General features: G+C 33.5%; 24 protein-coding genes. 9 read left to right on the plus strand and 15 right to left on the minus strand.

Annotated features, from left to right (window positions below):
- Window positions 1-141: 141 nt before the first annotated feature.
- From Q0975_RS25745 to Q0975_RS25755, 3 genes are read right to left on the minus strand one after another with little or no spacing between them, the layout of a single operon-like run.
- Window positions 142-1,041, minus strand: coding sequence for a radical SAM protein (locus Q0975_RS25745; RefSeq protein WP_299442916.1), 900 nt, complete (start codon window positions 1,039-1,041; stop codon window positions 142-144).
- Window positions 1,019-1,747 (minus strand): DNA alkylation repair protein, encoded by a 729-nt coding sequence (locus Q0975_RS25750; RefSeq protein WP_299442919.1) that lies wholly within the window; start codon window positions 1,745-1,747, stop codon window positions 1,019-1,021. The genes Q0975_RS25745 and Q0975_RS25750 overlap by 23 nt, the downstream gene beginning before the upstream one ends.
- Before the next feature lie 54 nt (window positions 1,748-1,801).
- The gene (locus Q0975_RS25755; protein ID WP_299442922.1) at window positions 1,802-2,314 is read right to left on the minus strand and encodes a YdeI/OmpD-associated family protein; all 513 of its coding nucleotides are present in this window, start codon (window positions 2,312-2,314) and stop codon (window positions 1,802-1,804) included.
- Window positions 2,315-2,782: 468 nt separating this feature from the next.
- Between Q0975_RS25755 and Q0975_RS25760 the strand changes: the two genes are divergently transcribed.
- Window positions 2,783-5,989 (plus strand): M36 family metallopeptidase, encoded by a 3,207-nt coding sequence (locus tag Q0975_RS25760; RefSeq protein ID WP_299442924.1) that lies wholly within the window; start codon window positions 2,783-2,785, stop codon window positions 5,987-5,989.
- 180 nt (window positions 5,990-6,169) lie between these two features.
- Here Q0975_RS25760 and Q0975_RS25765 read toward each other — a convergent pair whose 3' ends face one another.
- From Q0975_RS25765 to Q0975_RS25775, 3 genes are read right to left on the minus strand one after another with little or no spacing between them, the layout of a single operon-like run.
- Window positions 6,170-6,625, minus strand: a complete 456-nt coding sequence (locus Q0975_RS25765) for a GNAT family N-acetyltransferase (protein ID WP_299442927.1) — start codon at window positions 6,623-6,625, stop codon at window positions 6,170-6,172.
- A gap of 29 nt (window positions 6,626-6,654) precedes the next feature.
- Window positions 6,655-7,194, minus strand: coding sequence for a DinB family protein (locus tag Q0975_RS25770; RefSeq protein ID WP_299442930.1), 540 nt, complete (start codon window positions 7,192-7,194; stop codon window positions 6,655-6,657).
- Window positions 7,195-7,204: 10 nt separating this feature from the next.
- Window positions 7,205-7,546: a helix-turn-helix domain-containing protein gene (locus Q0975_RS25775; RefSeq protein WP_299442933.1), complete on the minus strand. Its 342-nt coding sequence runs from the start codon at window positions 7,544-7,546 to the stop codon at window positions 7,205-7,207.
- 259 nt (window positions 7,547-7,805) lie between these two features.
- On the opposite strand from Q0975_RS25775, the gene Q0975_RS25780 reads away from it, so the two are divergent.
- Window positions 7,806-10,880 (plus strand): fibronectin type III domain-containing protein, encoded by a 3,075-nt coding sequence (locus Q0975_RS25780; protein WP_299442936.1) that lies wholly within the window; start codon window positions 7,806-7,808, stop codon window positions 10,878-10,880.
- Window positions 10,881-11,081: 201 nt separating this feature from the next.
- Window positions 11,082-11,471 (plus strand): hypothetical protein, encoded by a 390-nt coding sequence (locus Q0975_RS25785; RefSeq protein WP_299442939.1) that lies wholly within the window; start codon window positions 11,082-11,084, stop codon window positions 11,469-11,471.
- Window positions 11,472-11,563: 92 nt separating this feature from the next.
- Here Q0975_RS25785 and Q0975_RS25790 read toward each other — a convergent pair whose 3' ends face one another.
- A complete protein-coding gene (locus Q0975_RS25790; protein ID WP_299442942.1) occupies window positions 11,564-12,775 on the minus strand; it encodes a bifunctional alpha/beta hydrolase/OsmC family protein in 1,212 nt (403 codons plus the stop codon).
- A 144-nt stretch (window positions 12,776-12,919) separates the two neighbouring features.
- On the opposite strand from Q0975_RS25790, the gene Q0975_RS25795 reads away from it, so the two are divergent.
- On the plus strand, window positions 12,920-13,204 hold the full coding sequence (locus tag Q0975_RS25795; RefSeq protein WP_299442944.1) for a hypothetical protein: 285 nt from the start codon (window positions 12,920-12,922) through the stop codon (window positions 13,202-13,204).
- 22 nt (window positions 13,205-13,226) lie between these two features.
- Here the strand turns inward: Q0975_RS25795 and Q0975_RS25800 are convergent, their stop codons facing one another.
- The 6 genes from Q0975_RS25800 to Q0975_RS25825 all read right to left on the minus strand — a co-directional run bounded on the left by Q0975_RS25800 (window position 13,227) and on the right by Q0975_RS25825 (window position 17,581).
- A complete protein-coding gene (locus tag Q0975_RS25800; protein WP_299442947.1) occupies window positions 13,227-13,931 on the minus strand; it encodes a DUF4386 domain-containing protein in 705 nt (234 codons plus the stop codon).
- A gap of 116 nt (window positions 13,932-14,047) precedes the next feature.
- Window positions 14,048-14,431, minus strand: a complete 384-nt coding sequence (locus tag Q0975_RS25805; RefSeq protein ID WP_299442950.1) for a DUF3037 domain-containing protein — start codon at window positions 14,429-14,431, stop codon at window positions 14,048-14,050.
- Window positions 14,421-15,200, minus strand: coding sequence for a HipA family kinase (locus tag Q0975_RS25810; protein WP_299442953.1), 780 nt, complete (start codon window positions 15,198-15,200; stop codon window positions 14,421-14,423). Before Q0975_RS25810 ends, Q0975_RS25805 begins: the two co-directional genes overlap by 11 nt.
- Window positions 15,201-15,349: 149 nt before the next feature.
- A complete protein-coding gene (locus Q0975_RS25815) occupies window positions 15,350-15,949 on the minus strand; it encodes an aspartyl/asparaginyl beta-hydroxylase domain-containing protein (RefSeq protein WP_299442956.1) in 600 nt (199 codons plus the stop codon).
- A gap of 118 nt (window positions 15,950-16,067) precedes the next feature.
- Window positions 16,068-16,937, minus strand: coding sequence for a VOC family protein (locus tag Q0975_RS28530; protein ID WP_366889626.1), 870 nt, complete (start codon window positions 16,935-16,937; stop codon window positions 16,068-16,070).
- A 95-nt stretch (window positions 16,938-17,032) separates the two neighbouring features.
- On the minus strand, window positions 17,033-17,581 hold the full coding sequence (locus Q0975_RS25825) for an SRPBCC family protein (RefSeq protein ID WP_299442959.1): 549 nt from the start codon (window positions 17,579-17,581) through the stop codon (window positions 17,033-17,035).
- Between the two features lie 144 nt (window positions 17,582-17,725).
- On the opposite strand from Q0975_RS25825, the gene Q0975_RS25830 reads away from it, so the two are divergent.
- Window positions 17,726-18,832: a helix-turn-helix domain-containing protein gene (locus Q0975_RS25830; RefSeq protein WP_299442962.1), complete on the plus strand. Its 1,107-nt coding sequence runs from the start codon at window positions 17,726-17,728 to the stop codon at window positions 18,830-18,832.
- 13 nt (window positions 18,833-18,845) lie between these two features.
- Here the strand turns inward: Q0975_RS25830 and Q0975_RS25835 are convergent, their stop codons facing one another.
- Together Q0975_RS25835 and Q0975_RS25840 are read right to left on the minus strand one after the other, a co-directional pair.
- The gene (locus Q0975_RS25835; protein ID WP_299442965.1) at window positions 18,846-19,532 is read right to left on the minus strand and encodes a LytTR family DNA-binding domain-containing protein; all 687 of its coding nucleotides are present in this window, start codon (window positions 19,530-19,532) and stop codon (window positions 18,846-18,848) included.
- A complete protein-coding gene (locus tag Q0975_RS25840) occupies window positions 19,529-20,605 on the minus strand; it encodes a histidine kinase (RefSeq protein ID WP_299442968.1) in 1,077 nt (358 codons plus the stop codon). The genes Q0975_RS25835 and Q0975_RS25840 overlap by 4 nt, the downstream gene beginning before the upstream one ends.
- A 202-nt stretch (window positions 20,606-20,807) precedes the next feature.
- On the opposite strand from Q0975_RS25840, the gene Q0975_RS25845 reads away from it, so the two are divergent.
- From Q0975_RS25845 to Q0975_RS25860, 4 genes are all read left to right on the plus strand, one after another.
- Entirely contained in the window at window positions 20,808-22,250 is a 1,443-nt protein-coding gene (locus tag Q0975_RS25845) for a serine hydrolase domain-containing protein (RefSeq protein WP_299442970.1), read from the plus strand.
- Between the two features lie 244 nt (window positions 22,251-22,494).
- A complete protein-coding gene (locus Q0975_RS25850) occupies window positions 22,495-22,980 on the plus strand; it encodes a T9SS type A sorting domain-containing protein (RefSeq protein WP_299442973.1) in 486 nt (161 codons plus the stop codon).
- A gap of 4 nt (window positions 22,981-22,984) precedes the next feature.
- A complete protein-coding gene (locus Q0975_RS25855; RefSeq protein ID WP_299442975.1) occupies window positions 22,985-24,793 on the plus strand; it encodes a hypothetical protein in 1,809 nt (602 codons plus the stop codon).
- A gap of 7 nt (window positions 24,794-24,800) precedes the next feature.
- Entirely contained in the window at window positions 24,801-26,597 is a 1,797-nt protein-coding gene (locus tag Q0975_RS25860; RefSeq protein ID WP_299442978.1) for a hypothetical protein, read from the plus strand.
- Window positions 26,598-26,611 lie beyond the last annotated feature (14 nt).

Here is a 26,611-nt window from a genome sequence, read left to right on the forward strand (position 1 = left end):
TGTTTGATTAAAAGATGAGAATAATTCCGAATGGTTGCGTAGTTAAACAGAATTAGATACTTTCTACTGGTATGACTGATATGATTTCATAGTAATTATACTATGAAATCCCTGTATTCATGATACTGTTATTTAAGCAGTCTAATTATTTATTGTACTAATACTATCTGATATTTGATATTGGGAACAAAGCTCTTTCATTTTGTTATGAAATGCCTTTTTATAATAGGTTGGCATTCCTGATCCATTTTTAAAATAATGTATGTATTTGTTTTCTAAATCAGGATAATGTTTTTTGATTGCTTGTAGCATTAGTATCTTACTATCTGCCGGACCTTCTCCGAATAATGTAATAGTGGCAGGAAGTATATAATGGGCATTATGACCTTTAAAAGTTTTGAATAGTAAATTTAGATGTTCTGTAGTATCCGAAATAAAAGGCAATAATGGCATTAAACTAACACCAGTAAAAAAGTTATTCTTAACGGCTGATTCTAAAGTTTTAAGCCTAGCTGATGGTTTTGTGGCTCCAGGTTCAAAAATTCTTCCTACTTCATCAGAAAGTGTAGAAAAAGAAAATGAAATTATAGTTCCTCTGTTCAATCTATATTTTAAATCTTCTGGTATAATAGCCGTTTTGTCAATTTGATCTAGTATATCAAAATCTCTTTCTACAAGATCAGATTTTGTGATAATATGAACTGGAAATTTATGATTGGCTATTATTTTTAAAGCCTCTCGCGTCAATTGATATTTTTTTTCAACCTGAAGGTATGGATCTGTAGCTGATGAAAGTACTATAATACCATATTGATTTTTCTTAGCTCTATTGAATAATTGTTTATCCAATAGTTCGATGGTATTCATCTTAACAGAAAGACTACTTTCCAGATTGGTACCGTATTTACTACCTCTGATATAACAATATAAACAGTTAAAAGAACAGCTACTATAAGGATTAAGGGTGTAATCATCTAAAAACCAAGAATCTCTTTTTTTTGTTTTGTTTAGAATTGATTTAACTATTATTTCTTTTGGCATATTCGTATCTGTTTAATCCTATAGAGATTTTTGTTCTAAACCAATTCGCTACTTTTTTACTATCGTTAATTTCTGTTTTGTAATTTTCAATAATGTTTGGATGAAATTTTGCAGTGGTTTTTGCTGCCCAGCCTATACCTTGTCTTATTTCTTTATCGCTGTTGTTGGCCAAAGATAAAAGAAGATTAAAAATAATATTTACATAATCTTGTTCTAACCCCTTTTTTATGGAGTAATGAATTCCAGCACCTAGGGATCGAATAACCCAATTAGCGGGGTGTTTTGATAATTTTTGTATTTCAGGAATAGTCTTATCTGGTGCTGTTAATAGGGAAAAACCAAAAACACGTTCTCCTATAATATCACAAACATACCAAATATCGGCATCTGCTATATATTCAGTTGCTTTTTGTAATGATTCATTAAAATGAGTGGTTAATCGCTTTTGTAATATAATTCCAAGTATTACATTTCCACCTTCAGTTTTTAAAGATTGGATTTGATCACAAAAGGCAATATGTTCATTCTTCGAAATACGGTCATAAAATACTCCTCCACAATATTCCAATAAAGGAAACTTCACTTTTTGAGTTAAAAGCCTATTATGAAATTCATGAATACAACTAGATAATCCTGCAGAGAAATAAGCATCAAGACATTCGATAAGATGCTCCTTAACCTCGGATTTTCTTGTAATCACCCTCATGATTTATATATGTATATCTAATGTAATAAGGTAAGATACTTTATTAATTCGAATTTATATCTTCTTGATTAATGCTTTTTGATCTCTAATACCTAGTTTTAGATTCTCGGTAATAATCAAAGATTTATCAATACGAGTTTGAGAATTTTTAAACTGTAAGACATAATAAATCAAACCTCTCTTTTTACCAGCAGTAAAAGATTCAAAAATATCTGATGCTTCAGGGTCGCTTTGTAACACTGCTTCTAGTTCTTCGGGCATTTCTACACCATATTTAGAGGTGTCTTCAAATAGTTGAACCTCAAAATAATCACTAGGAAAAATACCAAGCTGCTTTTGGTATTTTTTACTAAACATCACAAAGAATTGATTTTTTCTTTTTTGTAAAGCCGCATGGAATTCTACAAAAGCGTTCTGAAAACGTATGTTAACAATTACTCTTTTGTGATTATGTGAGATGAAAGATTCAGCAATTTCAAAAGGAATCAATATGCTATGAACTGATTGTAAAGAAGCTTCAAAAGTTGGACTATATATTCTTTTGTTTTCACTGTTTTTTGATGTCATACTTAAGGATTCATAATCATTTTGATTGGTATTAATTTAAACAAATAATTTATTTCAAACACTTAAAAATATTGAATTTTTTTAAGTTAAGTATTTCGTGCGTAGAATAAGTTGTTTAATGATTTTGGCGTTTCGTTAATCAATTTGAGCTAAAATCCTGTTTAGAACGTTGTTTTTGTAAAAAAATCAAGAAAAAATTCGACAGATATCCCGTAACGCAAAAAAGGTATTGTTATTATTCTGATTTTTGAAATTATAAAGAAAAGGATGAAAAATATTTTCTAAACTCTAGTGTTCATATAGGTTAACTAACAATTGGTAGTTTGATTATTTAAGTGTGTTTTTAGTGATATGAAATATTCAATAAAAATGTGAAATTGTTTAGCTTTATTCAGTGATATGTGATTTATGTAATAGATGCTTTGGATTTTGTTAATTTTAGTTAACACAAATTCAAAATTTATACATATGAAAAAAATGTACTCGTTTGTTTTACTTACACTATTAGTAGGACAAACAATGTTTGCACAAAACATCATGGATGGTATTGTTAAAAACCATCTCAACGGCACAACGGCTAAATCGGCTCTGACTACAGATGATGTATCAGAGTGGAAAGTAACAAATGTAGTTCCTTCATTGAACCCTGCAATACAACATGTGTATGTTCAGCAGTATCATGATGGATTTCCAATAAAGTTTGCAACCTATAAGCTTACTGTAAAGAATAATAACCAAGTAACTTGGGAGATTAATCAGTTCGTACAGGATGTGAAAAACAAAGTTACTTCTGCTAAATCATCGCTTTCTCCAGAGAGCGCTATTATGAATGTAGCAAGAGCACATAACATGCAATCTCCTCAATTAGTAAGAGCTAAAAGTAAGACTGATGGAGTATTGGTTTATGAAAATTCTGGAGTTACGCTTGAACCTATCAAAGCTAAACAAGTGTATATTAAACACAATGACCAGTTAGTACTAACTTGGGAGGTAAGTTTATATCAGAAAGACGGTCAGCATTGGTGGAACGCAAATGTAGATGCTTCTTCTGGTGAAATTTTATATACTGAAGATTGGGTTATCAGTTGTAATTTTGGTACTCCTGATCATGAAAATCATAACCACAGTGAGTCTGTGTTATTTGATAAAGATGTTGCCACGGTTCCAACTAAAGCAGAAGCTACAGCAGCACTTGCTCCTGATTCATATAACGTATATGCAATGCCTGTAGAAAGTCCAAGTCACGGTAATCGTTCTATAGTAACTGACCCAGCAAATACTACAGCATCCCCATTTGGATGGCACGATACTAATGGTAGCGCAGGAGCTGAATTTACAATTACCAGAGGTAATAATGTATGGGCTCAGGAAGATAGAAATGGGAATAATGGAACAGGTTTTTCTCCAAATGGTGGAGCTAGTCTAGATTTTAATTTTCCAATTGATCTCGGTCAGTCACCGACTACCTATGATGATGCAGCTATAACGAATCTTTTCTATTGGAACAACATCATGCACGATGTATTTTATCAATATGGTTTTAATGAAGCTAGTGGTAACTTCCAAGAAAATAATTATGGAAATGGTGGAGCAGGAAGTGATTCTGTAAATGCAGATGCACAAGATGGAAGCGGAAGTAATAATGCAAACTTCTCAACTCCTGGTGATGGAGGTAATCCAAGAATGCAGATGTTCCTTTGGACTAGTCCTAATCCTGATAGAGATGGAGATTTAGATAATGGAATTATTGCTCACGAATATGGACATGGTATTTCTATTAGATTAGTAGGAGGACCATCTTCAAATAATTTAGGAGGTTCTGAACAAATGGGTGAAGGATGGTCTGATTGGTTTGGATTGATGCTTACAATGAGAGCTGGAGATACAGGTACTGACTCAAGAGGAATTGGTACATACGCACTAAATCAGCCAACTTCTGGTAATGGAATCCGTCCGACTCCTTATTCTATAGATAGATCTGTTAATAATACAGATTATGCTGATATAGGTGGATTAGCAAGACCACACGGAGTGGGATACGCTTTTGCAACTATATTATGGGATATGACTTGGGGATTAATTGATGCAGAAGGATTTGATTCTGATTTCTATAATGGAACTGGTGGTAATAATATCGCAATGGCATTAGTTATAGAGGGATTAAAAAATACAGCTAACAACCCTGGATTTGTTTCTGGTAGAGATGGTATTTTACAAGCTGATCAAGATTTGTATGGTGGTCAGTATAACTGTATTATCTGGAAAGCATTTGCTGAACGTGGTGTTGGACAAGATGCTAATGAGAATAATAATGGTGGTACTAATGGACAAACAGATCAAACTGTATCCTTTGTAAATCCTTGTGATGGTGGTGGACCTGGTCCTGGAACTGGTGAATGTTCTGGAGATATAGCTTCATTCCCTTATAGTGAAAGCTTCGAAGGAAATATCGGTGATTGGACACAAGCAACTTCTGGAGATGATTTAGATTGGACAGTTGATTCTAACGGAACTCCATCTAATGGAACAGGACCTAGCAGTGCTGTTGATGGTAACTCTTATATTTATGTTGAAGCTTCTGGAAACGGAAATGGATTCCCTAATAAAAGAGCGATCCTAAACTCACCTTGTTTGAACTTCAGCGGATTAACTTCTCCAACATTAAGCTTCCAATATCATATGGTGGGTAACGCTGTTGGTACATTGGATGTAGAAGCAAGAACCGATAATACAGGAGATTGGACAAGCGTATTTAATAGATCTGGAGCTCAGGGAACTAACTGGAACACGGCTAATATTGATCTTTCTGCATATGCTGGAAACGCAAGTGTACAATTACGTCTTAATACAGTTACAGGAACTAGCTGGCAAGGTGATGTTACTATCGATGATTTAAGTATCACTAATGGTACAACTGATCCAGGACCTAATTGTGATGCAATCGATTTTAATGCTTTCTCAATTACTCCTTTCTCTAATCAAGATTCAGCAGGTAACTTCTCAATTGTAAATGGAGGAGCTGGATTATCAATGTCTAATAATACTTGGAAGTATATTGCACTTAATTATAATGTAACTGCTAATACAGTTATAGAATTTGACTTTAGTAGTACTTCTCAAGGTGAGATTCACGGAGTTGGTTTTGAAAATGATAATTCTTTGACTTCTACTAGATATTTCAAAGTTCACGGTACTCAGAATTATGGAGTAACGAACTTCGATAACTATTCTAGTGGAACTACAACGTATGTAATTCCGGTTGGTAATTTCTACACAGGTAGTATGGATCGATTAGTATTCATTAATGATAATGATGCTGGATCAGGAAATAATTCAATCTTCTCTAATGTTAAGATTTATGAAGGATCTTGTGGAGGTTCAGCGGCAGTTGCGGCAGATTTCGGACCTACAACACCGATCATAGGGAACGAAGATGAAGAAGGTATTTCTAGTTTCACAATAGCACCAAACCCATTGAAGAGTGGAGGTTTATTGCAAGTTTCTATGAAAAACACTAAGAACTCTAGCGACCCTTATACTATAACGAATATGGTAGGGCAAATTGTTGGACAAGGAACCATAAATGGTAGTAAAACTATCAATGTTGGTAATCTAAAAGTAGGTATGTATTTACTGAAAGTTCAAGGTGAAACACAACGATTTGTAATCAAATAAATAGATTATATACATAGTTTTTCACAAGGAGGCTGTCTGTTAAGGATAGCCTCCTTTATTTTTTGATTATTATGCTTTTATTAGTGAAATGATTATAGAAGAAATAAGTTTATTTCGAAGCTGATATAAAATATCATATCAAAATGATACATAAAACACCTTTATCGAAGCTGGTAATTTTTATTCAAAATGTATTTTCATTCCTTCGTGAGAATTTATAAATCCTAGTTTTTTATAAAATTTAATTGCTTCAGGTCTTTTTTTATCAGTGGTTAATTGAAGTAAATGAGCATTTCGTTCTTGCGCACGATTAATTGCCCATGTAAACATTGTTTTTCCGATTCCAAGTCCTCTTTTATCTTTTCTAATTCTTACAGCCTCAATTTGAGCTCTTATTTTACCTTGATACGTTAAATATTGGATAAATGTTAGTTGTAATGTTCCTATAATTTCTAGATCTTTATTTTCAAGAACAATCAATTCTTGGTTTTTATCTGAATCAATCTCTTCAAAAGCTTTTAGGTATTCCTTAGGTAAAGGAATTTGGAAATTCTCTCTTGTTTTTCCAAGTTCGTCATCAGCAATCATGTGTACAATTGATGGTAGATCTTTTTTTATTGCTTTTCTAAACTTCATATGATCTGTTTTTTGTTTCAGGTACAAGTTTATAAATACCTCTCTTTTATAATTTTTAAATGCCTTAATTCGTGACCTGCAATGTGATAAACAAATGCTCTAACTGTTCTTTCATTGATTATGGTCCCATCTTCATCAATTCCTGCACCTTTTCTTAAGAGGCTCTCTTCAGGCAAATATTTGAATAAGATAATTGTACTTTTTCTTACGGCCTCATATTCCTCAAAAATACTATCCAAACTTCTTTCATTTGCATTAGAAAATTTAACATAATCATCTTGTTCGAATCCCGGTAGAGGAGTGTTGTCATTTCTAGCGAAACGCATTGCTCTGCAAGAAAAGATACGCTCATCATCGATATTATGAACTAAAATTTCTTTAATAGTCCACTTATTTTTTGCATATCGATACGTTAGTTTTTCTTCAGATAAACTATAAATTAATCTTTTTAATTCTAAAAAATTATCCCATAATTGGGTCAATATATTTTTATTAGTGTCAAGTAGATCCATGTAGATTTTGGAATATTCTGGATACTCTGATGGCATAGGTTTTTGTATGATTCTCATAATATTAGATTTATTGATTTTTAATATCTTCTGCCCATTGCTTAGCCCATTTACCTAAAGGGTGAATTAACTTAAAAAGCTCTAGTCCCTGTTTTGTTAGGGTATACCCATCAACTGTTCTTTCAATTAAATCTGCAATAGTTAATTCTTTTATTCTCTTATTTAAAGTAGTTGGAGAAATATTTTCACAGTATTCTTGAAGTTTTCTAAAAGTGCTGGGACCATTATTTAAATGCCATATGATACCCATTGACCAGCTGCGACCCAGTAAATCAAAAATGACCATTATTGGCTGTCCGGTTTTTGAACCTCTTACTGGTTTTCCTGGAATTGGTTGTGAATTAGAATTCATAATGCTACATATTTTGTAGCAAAGCTACATAAAGTGTAGCGTCTTGCCAAATATGCCCTACCTTCAATTTTTACAGATTTAGAAAAACAGCATACTATTTTTTGCTAAGAAGACCATCTGGTTTAGTAATCATAAAATAAGAACTCTATATGTTAATACTACTTGAATGCATCGTTAACTTTTAATTAATATTTACTAACTAGAAGGTTTGTAGCGGTTTAAGTGTTACTTTCGTTTTAACTAACTTAATTCACAAATAATGAAAAACCTCTTAATCCTGTTTGTATTCCTTTTAGGAATGCAGACGCAAGCTTCTAATGACAAATATCGACTCTCTTTACGCGGAAATCCTGCAACATCTATAGTCATTGGTTGGAATCAAATCTCAGGAAGTAATCCAAGAGTATACTATGGTACTACAGATTATGGTACTAATTATAATAGTTATCCTAATTCACAAGCGCCAGATAAAACTGTTTCTTATAAAGGAATGAATAATACCTTCGTTAGACTAACGGGTCTACAGCCTAATACCGCTTATTATTTTGTAGTAAGAGATAGCCAAGGTACCAGTGAGCGGTTTTGGTTTAAAACTGCACCTGCTGATAAAAGTAGATTATCTTTTATAGCGGGAGGAGATTCTAGAAATAATAGAACACCGAGACAGAATGCCAATCGTTTGGTGGCTAAATTAAAACCGCACGCGGTTTTATTTGGTGGAGATATGACAGATGACGATACTAATAGTCAATGGCAAACTTGGTTTAATGATTGGCAACTTACGATTGCTTCTGATGGTAGAATGTTTCCAATAGTTGCTGCACGAGGAAACCATGAAGGTAGTAATAATAGTATTTATAACCTTTTTGATGTACCATCATCTAGTGTATATTATGCAATAACTTTTGGAGATAATCTTGTGCGAACGTATACGTTAAATACAGAGATTTCAATTTCTGGAAACCAGACTACTTGGTTAAGAAATGATTTAAATACTAACACAGCAGCTATATGGAAAATGGCGCAATACCATAAACCCATGCGGCCACATGTATCTGGTAAATCAGAAGGAAATAATCAATATAATAACTGGGCTCAGCTATTCTATGATAAAAATGTAAAACTTGTGATAGAATGTGATGCACATACGGTAAAAACTACTTGGCCAGTACGACCTTCTACGGGATCAGGAAGTGATGAAGGTTTTGTGAGAGATGATCAAAATGGTACGGTGTATGCCGGAGAAGGATGCTGGGGAGCTCCATTACGATCTAATGATGACAATAAGAATTGGACACGAAATTCTGCAAGATTTAATCAATTTAAATGGATTTTTATTGATGAAGATAAGATCGAAACAAGAACTATACAGGTAGATAATGCTTCACAAGTAGGATCGGTATCCAATAATAATGTTTTTCAGATTCCTTCTAACCTAGATATCTGGAATCCTTCTAATGGAAGTGTAGTGACAATTAGTAAAGGAACAATCGTAGATCCTGATCCAGATAATGGGAGTATAGAAGTTGCTATATCTACAGGAAGTGATGATGTAGAAGAAAGACAAAATGGAGATCTATATACGGATAGCAGCGATCTGGAGTTGGTGTATGATACACATAGTAGCGGTGGATATCAAGTTATTGGTTTACGATTTAGATCATTAGCATTACCAAAAGATGTTATGATCACTAGCGCATATCTTCAGTTTACAGCGGATGAGAGCCATAGCGATAATGCAGAACTAGAAATATCTTTACACGATAATAGTAATTCTCCTGCTTTTAGTAATTCAAATAAAGTTTCTAATAGAAATACTTTTTCTAATAAAGTTACATGGAATCCTCAATCTTGGTCTAGTGGTCAAAATGGAAGTGGACAACGTTCTCCTAATTTAAAAAATATGGTACAGAGTCTTGTAAATAAAAGTGGTTGGACATCAGGTAACAACGCCAGTTTTATTATACGAGGAAAAGGAGTAAGCTTGAATAATACAGATGCTAAAAGAGTGGCTGATTCATATGAAGGAGGAGCATCAAAAGCACCTAAACTAATTGTCAATTATGAAACACCATCTGATAATAGTTATATATTATCAATTAATACTACAGGACAAGGTACCGTTAATGGTGCGGGAACGTATCAAGAAGGAGAAACTGCTACAATAAATGCTATTGCTTCGAATGGATGGGAGTTTAGTGGTTGGAGTGGTGCATTGTCAGGTACTACAAGCCCTGTTTCAATCACTATGAATGAAAATAAAGAAATTACAGCGATATTTACTGAAATTACAGGAGGAGACTCTGGTGTTATTGATGTTGCAATAGCAAATGGTAATGATGATGTAGAAGAAAGCCAAAACGGAGACCTTTATACTAATAGTAGTGATCTGGAATTGGTATATGATAGCCACAGCAGTGCCGGTTATCAGCTTATTGGATTGCGTTTTAATGCAGTAGCATTACCTAAAAATGCTACAATTACTAGTGCATATTTACAGTTTACAGCGGATGAGAGTAATAGTACTGCAGCAGAACTTGAAATATCTTTACACGATAATAGTAATTCTCCTGCTTTTAGTAATTCAAATAAAGTTTCTAATAGGACCACTTTTTCTAGTAAAATAACTTGGAACCCTCAATCTTGGTCTAGTAGTCAAAATGGAAATGCACAACGTTCTCCTGATTTAAAAAACATGGTACAGAGTCTTGTAAGTAAGAGTGATTGGGTATCAGGTAACAATGCTACCTTTATTATAAGAGGAAGCGGTGTGAGTTTGACCAGTACTTCTGCAAAAAGAGTAGCAGATTCTTATGAAGGTGGTTCAGATAAGGCGGCTCGTTTAATTGTAAACTATACTACAGATGCTAGTGGTACTCCTATAGATATTTGTACCGGAATTTCTCCTTGGCAAAGTGGTGTTAGTTACGCTATAGGAGACAAGGTAACATATGTAGATTTTTTATATGAGCGTACAGCATCTAATTGGAATAATTTGGGAGCTTGTGGGACATTACGACTAAACACAGACAGAGGAATAGTACAATCACCACCAATAGAAGCGTTAAATAATGTAGTACGCTTTACAATATATCCTAATCCATTTACAGATGAGGTAACCATTACCAATTCAGTATTAAAATCTGATAAAAATTATATCATAAAAATTTATAGTCTGGATGGTAAAACATTGTATGCTAAAAATATGGAATCAACTTCTGATAATCGAGTAATATCAATTACGCCAAAAATTAATAAATCGGGTATTTATTTACTATCTATTTCTGATGAAAATGGTAAAACTATTCAAATTACAAGACTAATTAGACAATAAAAGCTGTCAAAACCCTTTGGGAATAACATCTTCAAAAACCGTTAATCTATATAAGATTAACGGTTTTTTTGTTATCAAAAATAGTTTCCTTTTAATAAAAATAGTTTAGATAACATTTTGGTAATCATTAGGTAAACGATTTTGTAATATTAATCCAGAAATTTGAATCATAACTCTTAAACCTAAACCGGAATGAAATTGATGAAGAATATTATAATAGTATTTGCGGTATGTTTCTTGTTTTCTTGTGAAACAGAAACTGATACTATTCAGGAAGAAAAATCTACTATTCAGGAAAAAGGTCAATTAGCTTTTGACGTAGTTATTAAATTGGTAGATGAGTACTCAGGACAAGAAGTTCCAGCTGGAACTTTACCTGGTTATGTAGCGACAAATTTGGATACAAACAATATCTATTATACATCTTGGTATGAGGTAGAACTTTTTGAAAGCTTGCCAGTAGGTACTTACCGTTTTGATGCATATGATGGTTATTTTGATGGAGCATCTTCTGCAATTGTTGAGGTAAATACCGAAAATGAAACTCCAGAAGGTTGGATCGTAGTAACATTAAGGTACTGGTCAGAGTAAAAGCGAAAGATTTTTTATACTTTTCATAATGATAAAAGGGAAGCACGAGCCCTGTATAGCTTCCCTTTTTGATATCTATAAATTAAAACTTACTAGATTAATGTAGTAATCACTTGTGTGTCAGAATGTAATGTTTTATGAACAGGACACTTATCAGCGATTTGTAAGATTCTCTTTATTTGTTTTTCATCTAGATTCCCTTCTAGTTTAATTTCTCTTTCGAATGTGTCTATTTTAGCAGTAGGATCCTCACAGTTTACACAATCTTCCATATGCTTTTTATCATAACTAGTATGTACTTCTACATTTTGAAGATCCCAACCTTTTCTGGTTACATACATTTTTATAGTCATAGCAGTACAAGCAGATAATCCAGCAGAAACAAGTTCATAAGGTGAAGGTCCATAATCATTACCACCGACACTTTCGGGTTCATCAGCAAACATATAATGATTTCCAACTTTCATTTGAGTAGTGTATCCTTCATCATTGCCTAAGCTTGCCACTACATGATGCTGACTTTTTAGTTTGGGTTCTTCAGGAATGTCTACGTATCTGGAAGACCAACCGGCGATTACTTTGCCTACATACATAGAATCTTCTTTTCGCATTAATAAATGATCTGCACCATCTAAGCTTACAAAACTTTTAGGATGTTTAGCGGCATGATAAATCTCTTCTGCATTTTTGATACCCACAGTGGTGTCCTGAGGCGAATGCATCACTAAAAGAGCTTTGTCTAGGTTTTTTGCGACTGTTGGTAACGATTTATTTTCCAGATCATCTAGAAATTGTTTTTTAATGGTGAAATCTCTTCCACTCAGATTTACCACTGCTTTACCATTCGCTTCAATTTCAGCAAGACCACTTCTTAATAAATGTTGTACGTGGGTTGGATCCGAAGGAGCACCCACAGTTGCCACTGCTTTTATAGAATCAATTTCTGAGGCAGCAAATATAGCAGCCGCACCTCCAAGAGAGTGGCCAATCAATAGGGAAGGAGCTTGGTGTTCCTGAGCTAAAAAGTTAGCTGCTGCAACCAAGTCTTCTACATTGCCAGAGAAATTAGTATCTGCAAAATCTCCTTCACTTTCTCCTAAACCGGTAAAATCAAAACGTAGCACACCAAACCCTTGAGAAGTAAGAGCACGGCTTATATTACGAACAGCTCCCAGATTCTTATTACAGGTAAAACAATGTGCAAATAAGGCAAAATTATGAGGGTATTGATCTGCTGGTAATTCTAAACGACCAGAAAGAGTTTGACCTTCTGCATTGGTAAAGGATATTTTAGAAAGACTCATGTAGTTGTAGTTTTTACTAAATGTCGTTTTTTTTGAGCTTTGCTAACTTTTTAATGAGGTTAAAAATGTGTTAAAGAAAAAGATTAGCTTTGTTTAAGAAGGTTATGTATTCCTTTTCTATCAATTTAACAAAAAATAAAAAATATGGCATTTGGTTTTGGACAAGGTAATAGTATGCTGAAATCTGTTGAATCAAACAGAAAACAGCTTAAAAAAAGAAATTCATTAAAAGAAAATCATGATAGGTTTAAAGATGTTTTAGATAATGATAAACCGATATTTAAAAAAGTTTCAGAGGAAGACCTAGAGCAATTCAAAACCAAATTTAAAGAAAAACAAAAAATAGAAAACCGTAAAAACCTTATATTAGTTTTTAGTGTTTTTCTTGTAGTTTTTATGATTTTTTATTTGGTGCTATTTGTTTTTTAGTTGGTAATGAGAATTTTATCAATTATTTTGATTTAATCGATATTGTATTATTCTTTGCGCCAGCAATCAACATCCATAAACAGATTCCAATTTCTCCTATCGCAGAGGGAATTCCGATATAAGTGGCTATACCCATATCATAATATCCGTCGATCATAAACCCTCCAATAAATTCTATTAAATACCCTATACATCCTATCATTAAAAAGATACCAAAAAACTTAGGCAGAATTCCGGATTGATATACCAAATATCCGAAAGGAAATAACCATAATCCCCAGAATACCTGAGCGATGATAATTCCATTATTGTACGCATCCAGTGATAGCATCACCTGAGCTTGCAATTGTTCCGGACTAAAAGCGCTGAGATACTCCACTCCGCTCACTAAGGTGAGGATATCAAATTTATGACCAATGTTATATAATGAAATGGGGATGCTGATGAGGGCAAAAGCTACCATCAAAATTGCGTGAGTCTTATGTACATGAGATAATAGTTTATATAGTATTAAAGGTAATACCAAAAATGTAGTATAGCATATCAATCCACCGATAACACTCCATCGAAATAACATTTTCCCATTCGTAATATTTTGTACTGTGGCTGAGGGATCCTCATAAACAATTAATTCTGAAGGAACATAGAGCAAGCTAAACATTCCGCTAATAATTAGAATTAAGTAGATTAGGCCGGCTAACCGTGCTGTTTTTTTATTCGAAGTCATTGTTTGCATTTTAAAGATCGACGAATGACTTCCCTATTTGTTACTACATTTTTTTTGACTTTGTTTTTGACTAAAACTATTCTATGAATAGAGCTATTAAAAGAAGAGTACAGTTTCTATAATACATAATTATCAAAAAGAGTTTCTAGTTCTTTTTGCGGATCATGGCATATACCTGGATGTGTTTTAGAACTTTGGATTATTGTACTTCTACAAGCAGTTAGCCATCGGAAACGATCAGATAATTCTAACTTTCCAATTGCTCCAGCAGCAGGAACTCCAGCACAAATGAGCTCCCAAGATTTTAGATATTTCTGTAGTAATTCTATGTCTGTTTCGCTAGAAAAGGCTTTCAGTTTACGTTGATCAATATGATATTTAACTTCTAAAAATTTCTTTCTTTTAGAAAATACAATCACGCCGACATTAAAGAATTCTTCCCGTTCTACTTTGGGAACAAATCGGATGATAGCAAATTCAAATGTACATCTATCTTGCATCTTCAGCTTCTTTAACCAGTTCATCAATTTTAGAAAGCCTGCTAGTTATAAATTCTATATATGCAGCTCTCATTTCATCAGGAGTTAGTGGTTCTGACTCGTGAGTTAGCCAGTCTTCCGGCACTTTTGATACAATTTCTGCGATTTTTTCGGGCGTTACGAGCTTTTTTATTTCTAAGGATGCTTCGGATAAAAGATTGGCACGTTCTAATAGTACGTGATCTTTGATTATTGGAAATGTTCTATTTAAATGGTTTCTCCATTGCTCCCAGTTATGATGAAAATAAAAACTAGCACCGTGATCTATAAGCCATAATTCGTTTTTCCAGTTAAGTAAGTTCGTGTTTTTTGCAGTGCGATCGATATTACTGATGATACTATCCAATAGCACAACTTTAGAAGCTGTAATAGAATCCGCAATAGAAACTAATGGATCATACATGATTGCCTCAGATAAAAAATGCAATCCTAAGTTAAGACCAACACTAAACTTTAGTAAATCTTGTATTTCTTCATCAGGCTCTGTTTTGCTAAAAGAATCATCCAGATTCATAAAAACTAATTCAGGTACCTTTAGTCCTATGGATCGAGCTAATTCTCCACCAATTAATTCTGAAATTAGTACCTTTTTACCTTGACCAGCTCCTCTAAATTTTAAAACATACAAAAAATCATCATCTGCCTTTACAATAGCAGGCAGTGAACCACCTTCTCGCAAGGGTTGTATATACTGAACTACATCTACGGTTCTAATATCAATTGTATTCATGATGCCTAATATAGTAAAAAGTTGAGGCTAGAGATATGGCTTTGGGATAGATTTTGGAATACAAATTATATTAACTACAGAACAACCAAATCAAATATAATATAATATGAAGTCGTATAAGATCAATAAGTAAATTTTATTAAAATAATCTATTTACTTGTTGCTTCACTATCTAAAATTGTCTTTACAACCCAATCATTTGGGATCATATCAATAGTGAAATTCACACGTTCTGTAACTCCAAGATTATCAATCTTATGAGGGTCTGTTAGTCTTAGATACCAACATTCTCCTGGTAACATGGAAACTGGCGTATTGTTTAGGTAGAAAATGACATCGTCACTGTAAGTAATTGGAATTGTTAAGCGTATTACTGATCGTTCTATTTCCAATCCCAAAGTAGGATCCGTATGCTCTTTTACTATAGCGCCTGGTGCTAAACGCAATAAGCGTACTAAGGTAACTTTGGTATGTGCACTAAAAAAATCTACAATACTCATTAAGTAAGGTGATTGCAGTAATGCTTTCGTATTCATCCAATCTGTCCAAGATCCATCTGCATAATCATCTGCAGGAGGAGGAAATGGTAAGGACGTATCCACTTGATGAGCGGGTGCCCGTAATGGAATCACATCATAATATTCAAAATGCTCTGGAGTAAAGGCTTTGAATTCTGCTAACATTTTCTCCGTGTCAAAAGAGAAAGGTAATTTAATTCGGTCTTTACTTTGTATAGTAGTTGTTGCCATGAATAGTATCTTTTGGTTTGTATGAGTATGATACAAGCTCTAAGATATATAATTATTTGATAACATTCCTAATCTGTTTTATTACAATTGATCAGGAATGTTACTGATTTTAGTTCTTTTAATGTTGATCTATTAGGATTGGGTTATTGTCCGGATCTGTAATCATAAAAGAGGCTGGTCCTTTTTTAGTATCTATGCCATTGGTCATCCCAACTTCGATTTTTTTTGCTTTAATATGTTGATGCAGCTTCCTGACATCCGTAGGAGTAAAGGTTAATGTATTGGTAGGAAACATTCCTTGAAAGAGCCCTATTTTAGAACGATCATTTTTTAGAATAACCCATTTTTGATCTAAATTTCCATCAACTATTTCGAAACCAAGCTTTTCATAAAAACCTTTAGAAGCGTGAATGTCTTTTACAGCTAAAGAGAGAGAAAACGAACCTAGATTTATGAGATGTTCTTTTTTAGTTAAATACCATGTATACGATCGTCTTTTTTGCCAGTTCCCATCAGATGAAATATCATAAGATGTTATAACGAATTTGTTTTTTGAAAGACTAGAACGATGTCCGTGGATGTTTTTATTGCCTTGCGGAGTTATAAAATTCTGTATCATTTCGGTTTGATTATCTTTGGATAGGGTCATTGGTCCTTTTCCGATAGTTCCATCTATTCCATATTGTACGACCATGGCTTGATTTTTTTCGAAATCCCAGTATTGTCTAAACTCCCAGAAAGTTCCTTGTTTTTTGCCATTGATTAATCCATATAGTGTACCTGTCATACTTTGTTTTCCTATTGCCCATTTCCACTCCATACCATATTGATCAAAGGGTTCCTTCTCGTTTTTATATTCTGAATTATCCGTAATCCATACACCTATGGATTGTTTCATGTTTTTAGTAAACCAATCTGGAATTTGTTGTTGGCCATAAGAGATTGTGGTTAAAATCAAGATAGTAATACTGGTTATGACTGTTTTCATAATGTTATTGTTATTCATTTTTTAATTATTCATAATAGTAAGCAAGACCCCTCTCATTTTGAAAAAAGAGGTACCCACGACTGGTGATGGATGACTTATTTCTCCGCCAAGGTTTGCCAATTATCCAGTAAATATTCAGTGTCTTTTTCTGCTTGTTCCATTCCCATAGAAAGAAAATAACCGCTTAAAAAAGGATTGTTAAATTCATATGAGAAGTCTAATAGTAATCGTGTTTGCATTGGACTTACAGCTTCGACTTTCCAGGATCCTGATAAAGACTTTAAAGGGAAAGGGTAGTCTTCTTTTTGAGTATTGACAACAAATTGAAATTCTTCTTCAGGCTTCCATAGTGTACAGGTTTCTTCCCAGCTACTTCCGTCCGGAGCACTACAAATACGTTTCATTCCCAATCCACTTCCTTCTACAATTTCTACGTGACTAATATTGGGAGCCGTTACTTCATGATAGTTCCCGACATCTGATATCACTAGCCAAACCTTATCTTTTGGAGCTTGAATAATTCGTTCTGCGGTGAAATGTTGCTCACCTTTTGCTTTTGGATATTGAACAAATCCATAGACTAGTAAAAGTATAATGTCTACTACTAAGAACAATGCTAATCCTTTTAAAATTTTACGTACCATATCTATTTGTTTTTGTGTAAATGTACCTAAGAAAAACACTGAATCCCTTGTAAATAGGGTGCTCTTAATTAATTGAAACACCTTTGCGATATATTCTTATCCGATAGAGTTTCCCATGTAATTAAGGAGTACTATTTTTATCATATGAACAGTATTGAATCTTTTGCATTTGTGATTACTTTTTTATTGGGAGGTGTAATTCTGATAGGATGTTTTATTATGTTGATCATTCTTAAAAGTGCATCATTAAAACAATCTCGTTTTTTTTTAGCCTTAGCTCTTTTAGGATTAATACAACATCTGGTTACATATTTATTATTTACTACCCAACTTATTAAGCAATGGCCCCATATATTTGGTATAGGGTATCCATTATTATTTTTGGTAGGACCTTCTTTTTATTTTTTTATAAGAAGTTATGGAGATGTTACATTTCGTTTAAAATGGTTGGATCTACTTCATATACTTCCATTTATAGGGATGTTTATACTGTTTCTACCGAGATATTTTGAAGATGTGGAAGCTAAATTGGCATTGATTAATTACTATTATGATATATTACCTAATGGAGCTGTCTCTTTTTCTGTTTGGTTCCAGAATAGTTTACATCTTTTATTATTATTAGGATACTCAATAGCTTCATTTTTTTATGTGTATCGAAAAGATAAAAAGAACAGTTTCTTATTGAAACGCTTTAGCATCTTATTAGGAGGATTAGCCTTATTCGAGTTATTACTTCAAACAGGATTTTTATTTTCAGGAGCTTCTGTCATAACAGCGGAAATTGTACTTTCTGGATTAATGTCGATTACCATATTATTACTAGGATATTGGATTGTGGATATCAAACAGGTATTACCAGTGTTAGAAGGAAGAAAGTATAAAACATCACCGTTATCTGATTCAAGATCCAATGAAATTCAACAGCAGATCGAGACTTATTTTGCAAAAGAACAATCCTACCTTTATCCTAACTTAAAAATTAACGATGTATCGAAGGCTATGAATATACCATCACATCATATTTCTCAAGTATTGAGCGAAAGGATGGGTTTGAATTTTTATGAGCTGATTAATGGTTACCGTATAACCAAAGCTAAAGAAATGCTTCGATCGGGAGCTTTGGATAAACTATCTGTGCAAGCAATAGGAGAGGAGTGTGGATTTAGTAGTAAAACAAGTTTCTATAGAGCTTTTAAGAAAATGACCAGTATGACTCCAACTGAGTTTGTACAAGAAGAACTAAATTGAGAATTTTAACTCTTTATTTCAGCTCCAAACGCTCCATCAGCATAACTTTATAAGATTGTCCAATAGCAAGTTTGGCGTTCTGTATGGTAATTGAATTAGAATCAAAAGCAGTAATATGATCTAAATTGATAATTGTAGACTTATGAATCTGTATAAAACGATCTCCTAATTCCTGCAAAGCCTCTTTGATGGATTGCCGTGCTAAGATGGTTTTATGTTTTGTGATGTAACTGATGTAATTACCATCTTTTTGAAGATATAAAATATCCTTAAGATTAGTTTTATGTTGTTGTTGGCCACTTTTTACATAAATGAGGTCATCATTTTTTTCTTCGGGTTCTGGTTTTTCAATATTGTTCTGAATTTTTAATAACGATTTTAAAAAACGCTCAAAAGAAATAGGTTTCAAAAGATAATCAGCTACTTGGTATTCATAACTTTCTACAGCATATTCAGAATACGCAGTGGTAAGAATAATTTTAGGAGGTTTCTCTAAGGTCTTCATAAAAGAAATCCCAGATAGTTGTGGCATATTGATATCTAAAAACAGTAAATCTACCGGATTTTCTTTGAGATAAACTAAGGCTTCAATCGGGTTTCTAAAACTATGGATACAAGAGATAAAAGGTAATTTTTCGATATACCCTTTTAGTAATTCAATTGCGTTAGGTTCATCATCTATAATTACTGAAGATATCATTCTGCAAGATTAATTTTTAATTGCACATAAAAGGTATGCTCATCTTCTGTAATATCCAAATGATGTTTATTAGAATAGATTAGATCCAGTCGTTTTTTTACATTTTCTAAACCAATACCTGAGTATTTTTTTTCGAATTCTGTTTTCTGAAGTTGATGTTTAGAATTTTTTACTTCAAAATGTAGTTGGTCATTGTTAAGCGCTAAGGTAATATCTATGAAAGAAGCTGATTCAATATTGAGTCCATGTTTAAAAGCATTTTCTACAAATGGAATTAGTAATGTAGGAGCGATTTTAGGGTTTTGATTATTTGTTTCGAAACAAAAAGAGATTTCAAAAGGATCTTCAGTACTATATCTTAATTTTTGAAGCGCAATAAAGTTCTCGATAAAATCAATTTCTTTAGAAAGGTGCACTCTTTCTGCTTGAGTATCATAGATCATAAATCGTAGTAAATCTGATAACTTGGTGATCCCTGATGAGGTTTGCGGATTATCAGATCGTTCTGAAATAGCTAGTAAATTGTTTAATGCATTAAACATAAAATGCGGGTTGATTTGGGATTGCATCAATTGTAATTCTGCACTGACTTTTTCTTTTTCTAATAGCTGTTGTCGTCTTTCCATTCTTAATTGATGCCTTATAATCCCATATACGGTGGCGATAGCAATAAAGAACAAATTGTAGAACATAAAGAAACGTACCATCATAGAATGAACGGTTATCCTTTGGAATGTAACTATGTATGATTCTAAGAATATTAGTAAGGTTAACCCCAAAACAAGTAAACCAACAAATGAAAGATACTTTTTAACTGCATAATATTTTGGTATAAGATAAAAGGTGTTTATGTAAAATAAAGGTATGATCCCAAACATTCCGATGAAATTTTCGAGAATAAAAGGCCCCATTTCTATAGTCTCCTGGATGATAACACCATTATCGTCCTCTACTACATTCTCTATCATCCCAGTTTCAGTGGTTTTTAATAGAATAGTAATGCCAGCTATCCAAAAAATGATATTCAGGAAAATTTCTACCCATCGCTGTAATGTTACATTTTGTATACTCACAATTCAAAAATATAGATAAAAGTTGAACAGTTTGTTGAAATGTGATGTAACTCGATTTTTTGTTATGAATATGGATACGTGTGTTATAAAAACTCTTTATAACAGTATATATGTTGAAAATAACATACTTTTTACCTAGGTAACATTTTGTTGTAATCTTTATAAGACTAGTGTATTATTGATTTTCAAAAAACGAATAATTATGACTAAATTTTTAAAATTAGCACTGATTGTAAGTATACTTATATCGTGTAAACAGCAACCTGTAATTGCACAAGCGACAGGAGAGAATAGTTCATCCAATAAAGAGAAAATAGCTAATTATCTGGATCAATTAGAGGATAATGGATTTTCTGGAAGTGTTTTGGTAGCTCAGCATGGAAAAATACTTTTAGAAAAAGGATATGGATATGCGGATCGCGAAAATAAAGTGAAATATACAGAAAAAACTGTTTCTACTATCGGGTCTATTACCAAGCAGTTTACAGGAGCTGCGATCCTAACATTAGAAATGCAAGGTAAATTATCAGTAACCGATAAGCTTTCTACCTATTTTGAAAATGTACCTAATGATAAAAAGGACATTACGCTACATCATCTGCTTACACATTCAGCAGGTTTGCCACCAGCCATTGGTGACGACTATGAGGAAATAACTACGGATGAATTTATAGAAAAAACGTTGCGTAGAAAATTATTGTTTGAGCCAGGAACGGGATATGAGTATTCTAATGTAGGATATAGTGTATTAGGGATTATTATAGAAAAACTCTCAGGAATGTCTTACGAGGCATATCTGTCAGAAAACCTTTGGAAGCCAGCTGGAATGAATCAAACAGGATATCAGATGCCTTCTTTTGGGAATATTGCAGTAGGATATCGAAAAGATCGAAAGTGGGGTAGAACCACCGAGAGAGCTTGGGCAAATGATGGTCCGTATTGGCATCTTAAAGCAAATGGAGGAGTGCTGTCTACTGTGCAGGATATGTACAAATGGCACGAGGCGCTATTGGGAAATAAAATTCTTAATGAAGATGCTAAAACCAAGTTATACGGAAAACATGTAGAAGAGGGCGAAGGGTCTGGATCTTACTATGGGTATGGATGGGCTATTTTTCCAACACCTAGAAATACAGAGTTGATAGCTCACAATGGGGGTAATGGTGTTTTCTTCGCGGATATGTGGAGATATTTAGAAGAGGGTATTACTATTATTATCATGACAAATTCAGTGAAACGCTCGTATGAACGTATAACTTCACAGATTGCAGGTATCTTATTAAAACCTGATTTTATACCTGAAGTATCCAAAGAAAGCGCAAAGAATCCTATTACCGGAGAAATGGCAGATCAATTGGTAAAAGATTTTATGAATGCTGTGAATACGGATGATCAGAATAATTGGAAAACCTTCTTAGAGCTTAGAACATTGTCTTCGTTTTTTAATTCTTTTCCATTGGAAGAACATTTAAAGTTCTTTAAGAAGTTCCATGAAAAGTTACAAGGTGGGAAAGTGGCAGAAATTAAACTTAGCGAAGATGAGATCGAATTGATTGTAGAGACTAAAGAAGGTCCACAGCAAATTCTATTTAATGTAATTTTGGCTTCTGATGGAATGGTAAAGATCGATGGAGTAGAGATGTAAGAATATATCAAGAACTTTATTAAAATAGTGGGATTGCATAACAGTTATCCTGCTATTTCTTTTTTAGAATTCATGCAGTAACTCTGCTTCTTACTTTTTTTATTGATATAAATGATTGTAAATGAGTTGGTTTTTTCCCGTAATAAAATAAAAACAGGTGTTAATACGTATCTAATTAATAATGTTTCCTGAACTAAGCGGCATATAATTTATGTAGCTTTGCTATGTAAAAAAACATTCTTATATGATAAATAATTACATACCCTTTATGGTTTTGATATTTTTTTCTTTTGGCATCACACCGATGATTGCACAGGAGAATAGTGTGTCTTCTGGTGGAAACGCTACTGGTACCAGTGGAAAATCAAGCTTTTCTGTTGGACAAATCTTTTATACCACAACACAAAACGCAAATGGTTCCTTGTCTGAAGGAGTACAGCAAGCTTTTGAAATTGAAACATTAAGCAATCCTGAGTTCGAATCAGTACAGCTTAATGTGCGTACATATCCAAATCCTACTACAGATAGATTAGTTCTTTCTATAGATGAGATTGATATTGCAAATACAAGTTTCGAAATTCATGATATTCATGGCAGATTAGTTATGAGTAAAGCTATTAATAGTAGTACTAATGTTATTGAGATGAGTTCCTATGCTTCTGGAACTTATATTTTAACAATGAAGATGCAAAACACTCCAATTAAGACTTTCAAAATCATAAAAAAATAAACAGATGAATAAAATAATTACTTTTTTAATTTTTGTGTGTACTATAAGTGTTACAGCGCAAAACTCATACAGAATTAACTATCAAGCTGTCGTTAGAGACGCTGGTAATATGGTAGTAGGGAATACCAATGTAGGAGTGCAAATTAATATTCTACAAACATCCGTCTCAGGGACTTCAGTATATTCTGAGACTCAGAATGTGACAACTAATATTAACGGTCTTGCTAATTTAATTATTGGTAATGCTGCCGGTTTTGATGCTATTGATTGGTCTGCAGGACCTTATTTCGTAAGAGTAGAAATAGATCCTACAGGAGGAACAAGTTATACACTATCAACAGTTAATGAGCTTTTAAGCGTTCCTTATGCTTTACATTCGGCGACAGCAGATGTTGCGGCAACAGCTGATTATAATTCTTTAACAAATCAACCAACCATAATCACTTCAGAGCAAGCTGCTAAGATTGATTTTATCACTGTTACATCAGCGGTAAATTTGGATCAATTACAAACAGATGTAACTACTAATAATGCCAAGGTTACATTTCCTGGATTCGGAACTGTACCTGGAACAGCTTTAGAAGGAGATAATGTAATATGGACAAAATCTGTGACAGACGATATTTTTTATAATGCAGGTAATGTTGGGATAGGTGTTGACGAATCTAGCAGTTTTAGCGGCTCTAAGTTACATGTTGGAGGCCCAATCTTGTTTGATGGAACTCCCGCAGCAACAGTTCCAGGAAGTTTATACTACGATAATACAGGTAGCGGAAGCTTTCATTATATAGACAATACTAATACGGATATAACGATCAATACAGGAGCTGTGACATATGCTGGTGGATTATGGAGTATAGAGAATGGAGATGTTGTTATTAGTAATGATGTGATTATCCAAAATAGTCTTGGCCTTGGTATGGATGTATCTGCTGGTGTTGATTTTGGATTTAATACACTTATTCTTGCAGAAAATAACCTAAGAATATTATTTGATGATAGTGACGATATTTCAGGTACATTTCCTGCAAATGATTGGCAAATAGAAATCAATGAAACTTCTAATGGAGGAACTTCTCATTTTGCGATCGTTGATGTTACAGGAGCAACAACTCCTTTTAAAGTTTTTGCCGGCGCAGCAGAGAATTCTTTGTTTGTAGCAGCTAATGGTAATGTTGGAATAGGAACAAATATTCCAACGAATAAATTAGAGGTAGTAGGAACAATTAAAGCGGATTCTTTTGTAGGTGATGGTTCTGGAATTACTGGAATTGCTGCAGGTACCGGTGGAATTACTAATGTAGATGATACAACCATTGCGGCAGATAATGATGCTAATACAGTAGGAGAGATTGCTTTTCAAACGCAAAATACAACTCGAATGACGATTACGAATGCTGGATCTGTGGGTATTGGAATAACAGCTCCAACTGTACCGCTCGAAGTAAATGGAAATGTTAAAGTAGCAAATATGACTTTGGATGGTAATGCATCAATACAACTCCTTTCGATTTCACCTAATGCAGAAACATCGGCAACTACTTTTCCAACTACGTATGATGTAACTGATAAGGGATTTGTAACTCTTGATGGTCAAGCAACATCTACAATACAAGCATTTTCAGGAGGTGTAACAGGACAATCTGTAACTATTGCAGCATTAACGTCTACAGTTACATTTGAACACAATGCAGGAACAGGAGCGCAGAATTTTCAATTGGCAGGAAATGCCAATATTACGTTATCAGTAAATGGAAGTGCAACATTTATATACGATGGAACTAATTGGTATTGTGTAGGACTTAACAACTAATAAGAAGATGAAAAAGTTATTTATAACAGTATGCTTGTTGATTTGTGCTATAAGTACATACGCGCAAGCACCAGAAAAATTTAGTTATCAGGCTATTATACGAGAGGCTTCTGATGTATTGGTCATTAACACCAATGTTTCCATTCGTCTTAGTATTATAGAAGGTAGTGCAACAGGTACTACAGTGTATAGTGAAACTCATAATTCCACGACTAATTTTGCAGGAGTGATAAGTGTGTTGGTGGGAGATGGTACTATCATTTCAGGGTCATTAAGCGGAATTGATTGGGGAAGCAACTCTTACTATATTAGAACAGAAACAGATCCTACTGGCGGAACTAATTATGATATTGTAGGTACAGCTCAATTACTTAGTACTTCTTATGGTTTAAATAGTGTGAATACAGATCAAGCTCTTAGCGTAGATTACAATAATGTAACGAATACACCTGTAACAATTACAACAGAACAATCAGACAAATTAGACCTTTTGAATGTTACCAATTCAGCGAATTTAGATCAGATAAAAACAGAGGTGGCAACCAATACAACAAAGGTTTCTTTTCCTGGATTTGGAACTACTGCAGGAATAGCATTTGATATCATATGGTCAAAAATTGTGAATAATGTATTTTATAATACTGCAAAAGTAGGTATCGGTTTTACTGATGCAACAACTTTTGGTAGTGCTGTATTAGGTGTAAAAGATGGTATGATTTTAAGTAATAATGACGATGTTGTTAATACTATGACAACTCCAGGTTCTTTATTTTATGAAGGAAGTGCCAAAGGATTTATGTTTTACTATGACAATACAGGAACATTAAAATCTTTGGGTACAGGTGATATAACCTTTAATACCAGAAGTAATGTATTTATTGATGAATCTATTGTTAAAAACCGAGTAGCTATAGGAGATGATGTAACAACCGGAATGGATTTTGGAGAAAATGATATGATTATGTCTGACGATACAATAGGTATTTTATTTAGAGATACTAGTACCTCAGCAAGTTTTCCGCCAAACGATTGGTCAATCCAGATTAATGATATAGCTGACAATGGTGAAAATTACTTTGCAGTAAATGATATTGATGGAGGTAGAACTCCTTTTAGAATTATGGCAGGAGCATCTAATCAGTCTTTAGAAATTAATGCGAATGGAAGCATTAATATTGGTAATGTGGTTCCTACTGAGAAAATGGAAATAGCAGGTAATGTTACAGCAACGTCCTTTGCAGGAAGTGGCGCGAATCTTACTAATCTTGCAGGAGCAGGTACTTCCTCTACATCAAATACAGGTAGTACTACAATTATTGCAGATAATGATGCGGATACTAATGGTAGTATTATTTTTGAAACCGAACAAAATACTAAGTTTCGTATTGAAAATGATGGATCGGTAAATAATGGAACCGTAGACGCTTCAAACCTTTTGAGTATTAATGGAGATGCAAAGTTTAATGATTTGACTGCACAAACTCTTTCTGCAGGTGGAGCTGTGCAAACTTCTGTATTTACTGAAACAAATGTGGGTAATTTTACAGGGTATGATTTGACAAATAAATCTATTGTACTTTTAAATAATGGTTCTAGTGTTACTGTTTTTGGGTTTCTCGGAGGTGTAACAGGACAAAAGGTACATTTGATTAATATTCATCCTACTACTGCCATAACGATACTTCCAAGTCAGGTTATTTTACCAGCATCTTTGGGCAATCCTGTCTTGAATCAAAACGAAAGTATAAGTATGATATATAACGGATCTAGTTGGGTAGTTACCGATTTTGTAGCTACTCCTTAGTTTAGATATACTGA

The organism is uncultured Aquimarina sp. (genome assembly GCF_947500065.1).
Taxonomy (GTDB): domain Bacteria; phylum Bacteroidota; class Bacteroidia; order Flavobacteriales; family Flavobacteriaceae; genus Aquimarina.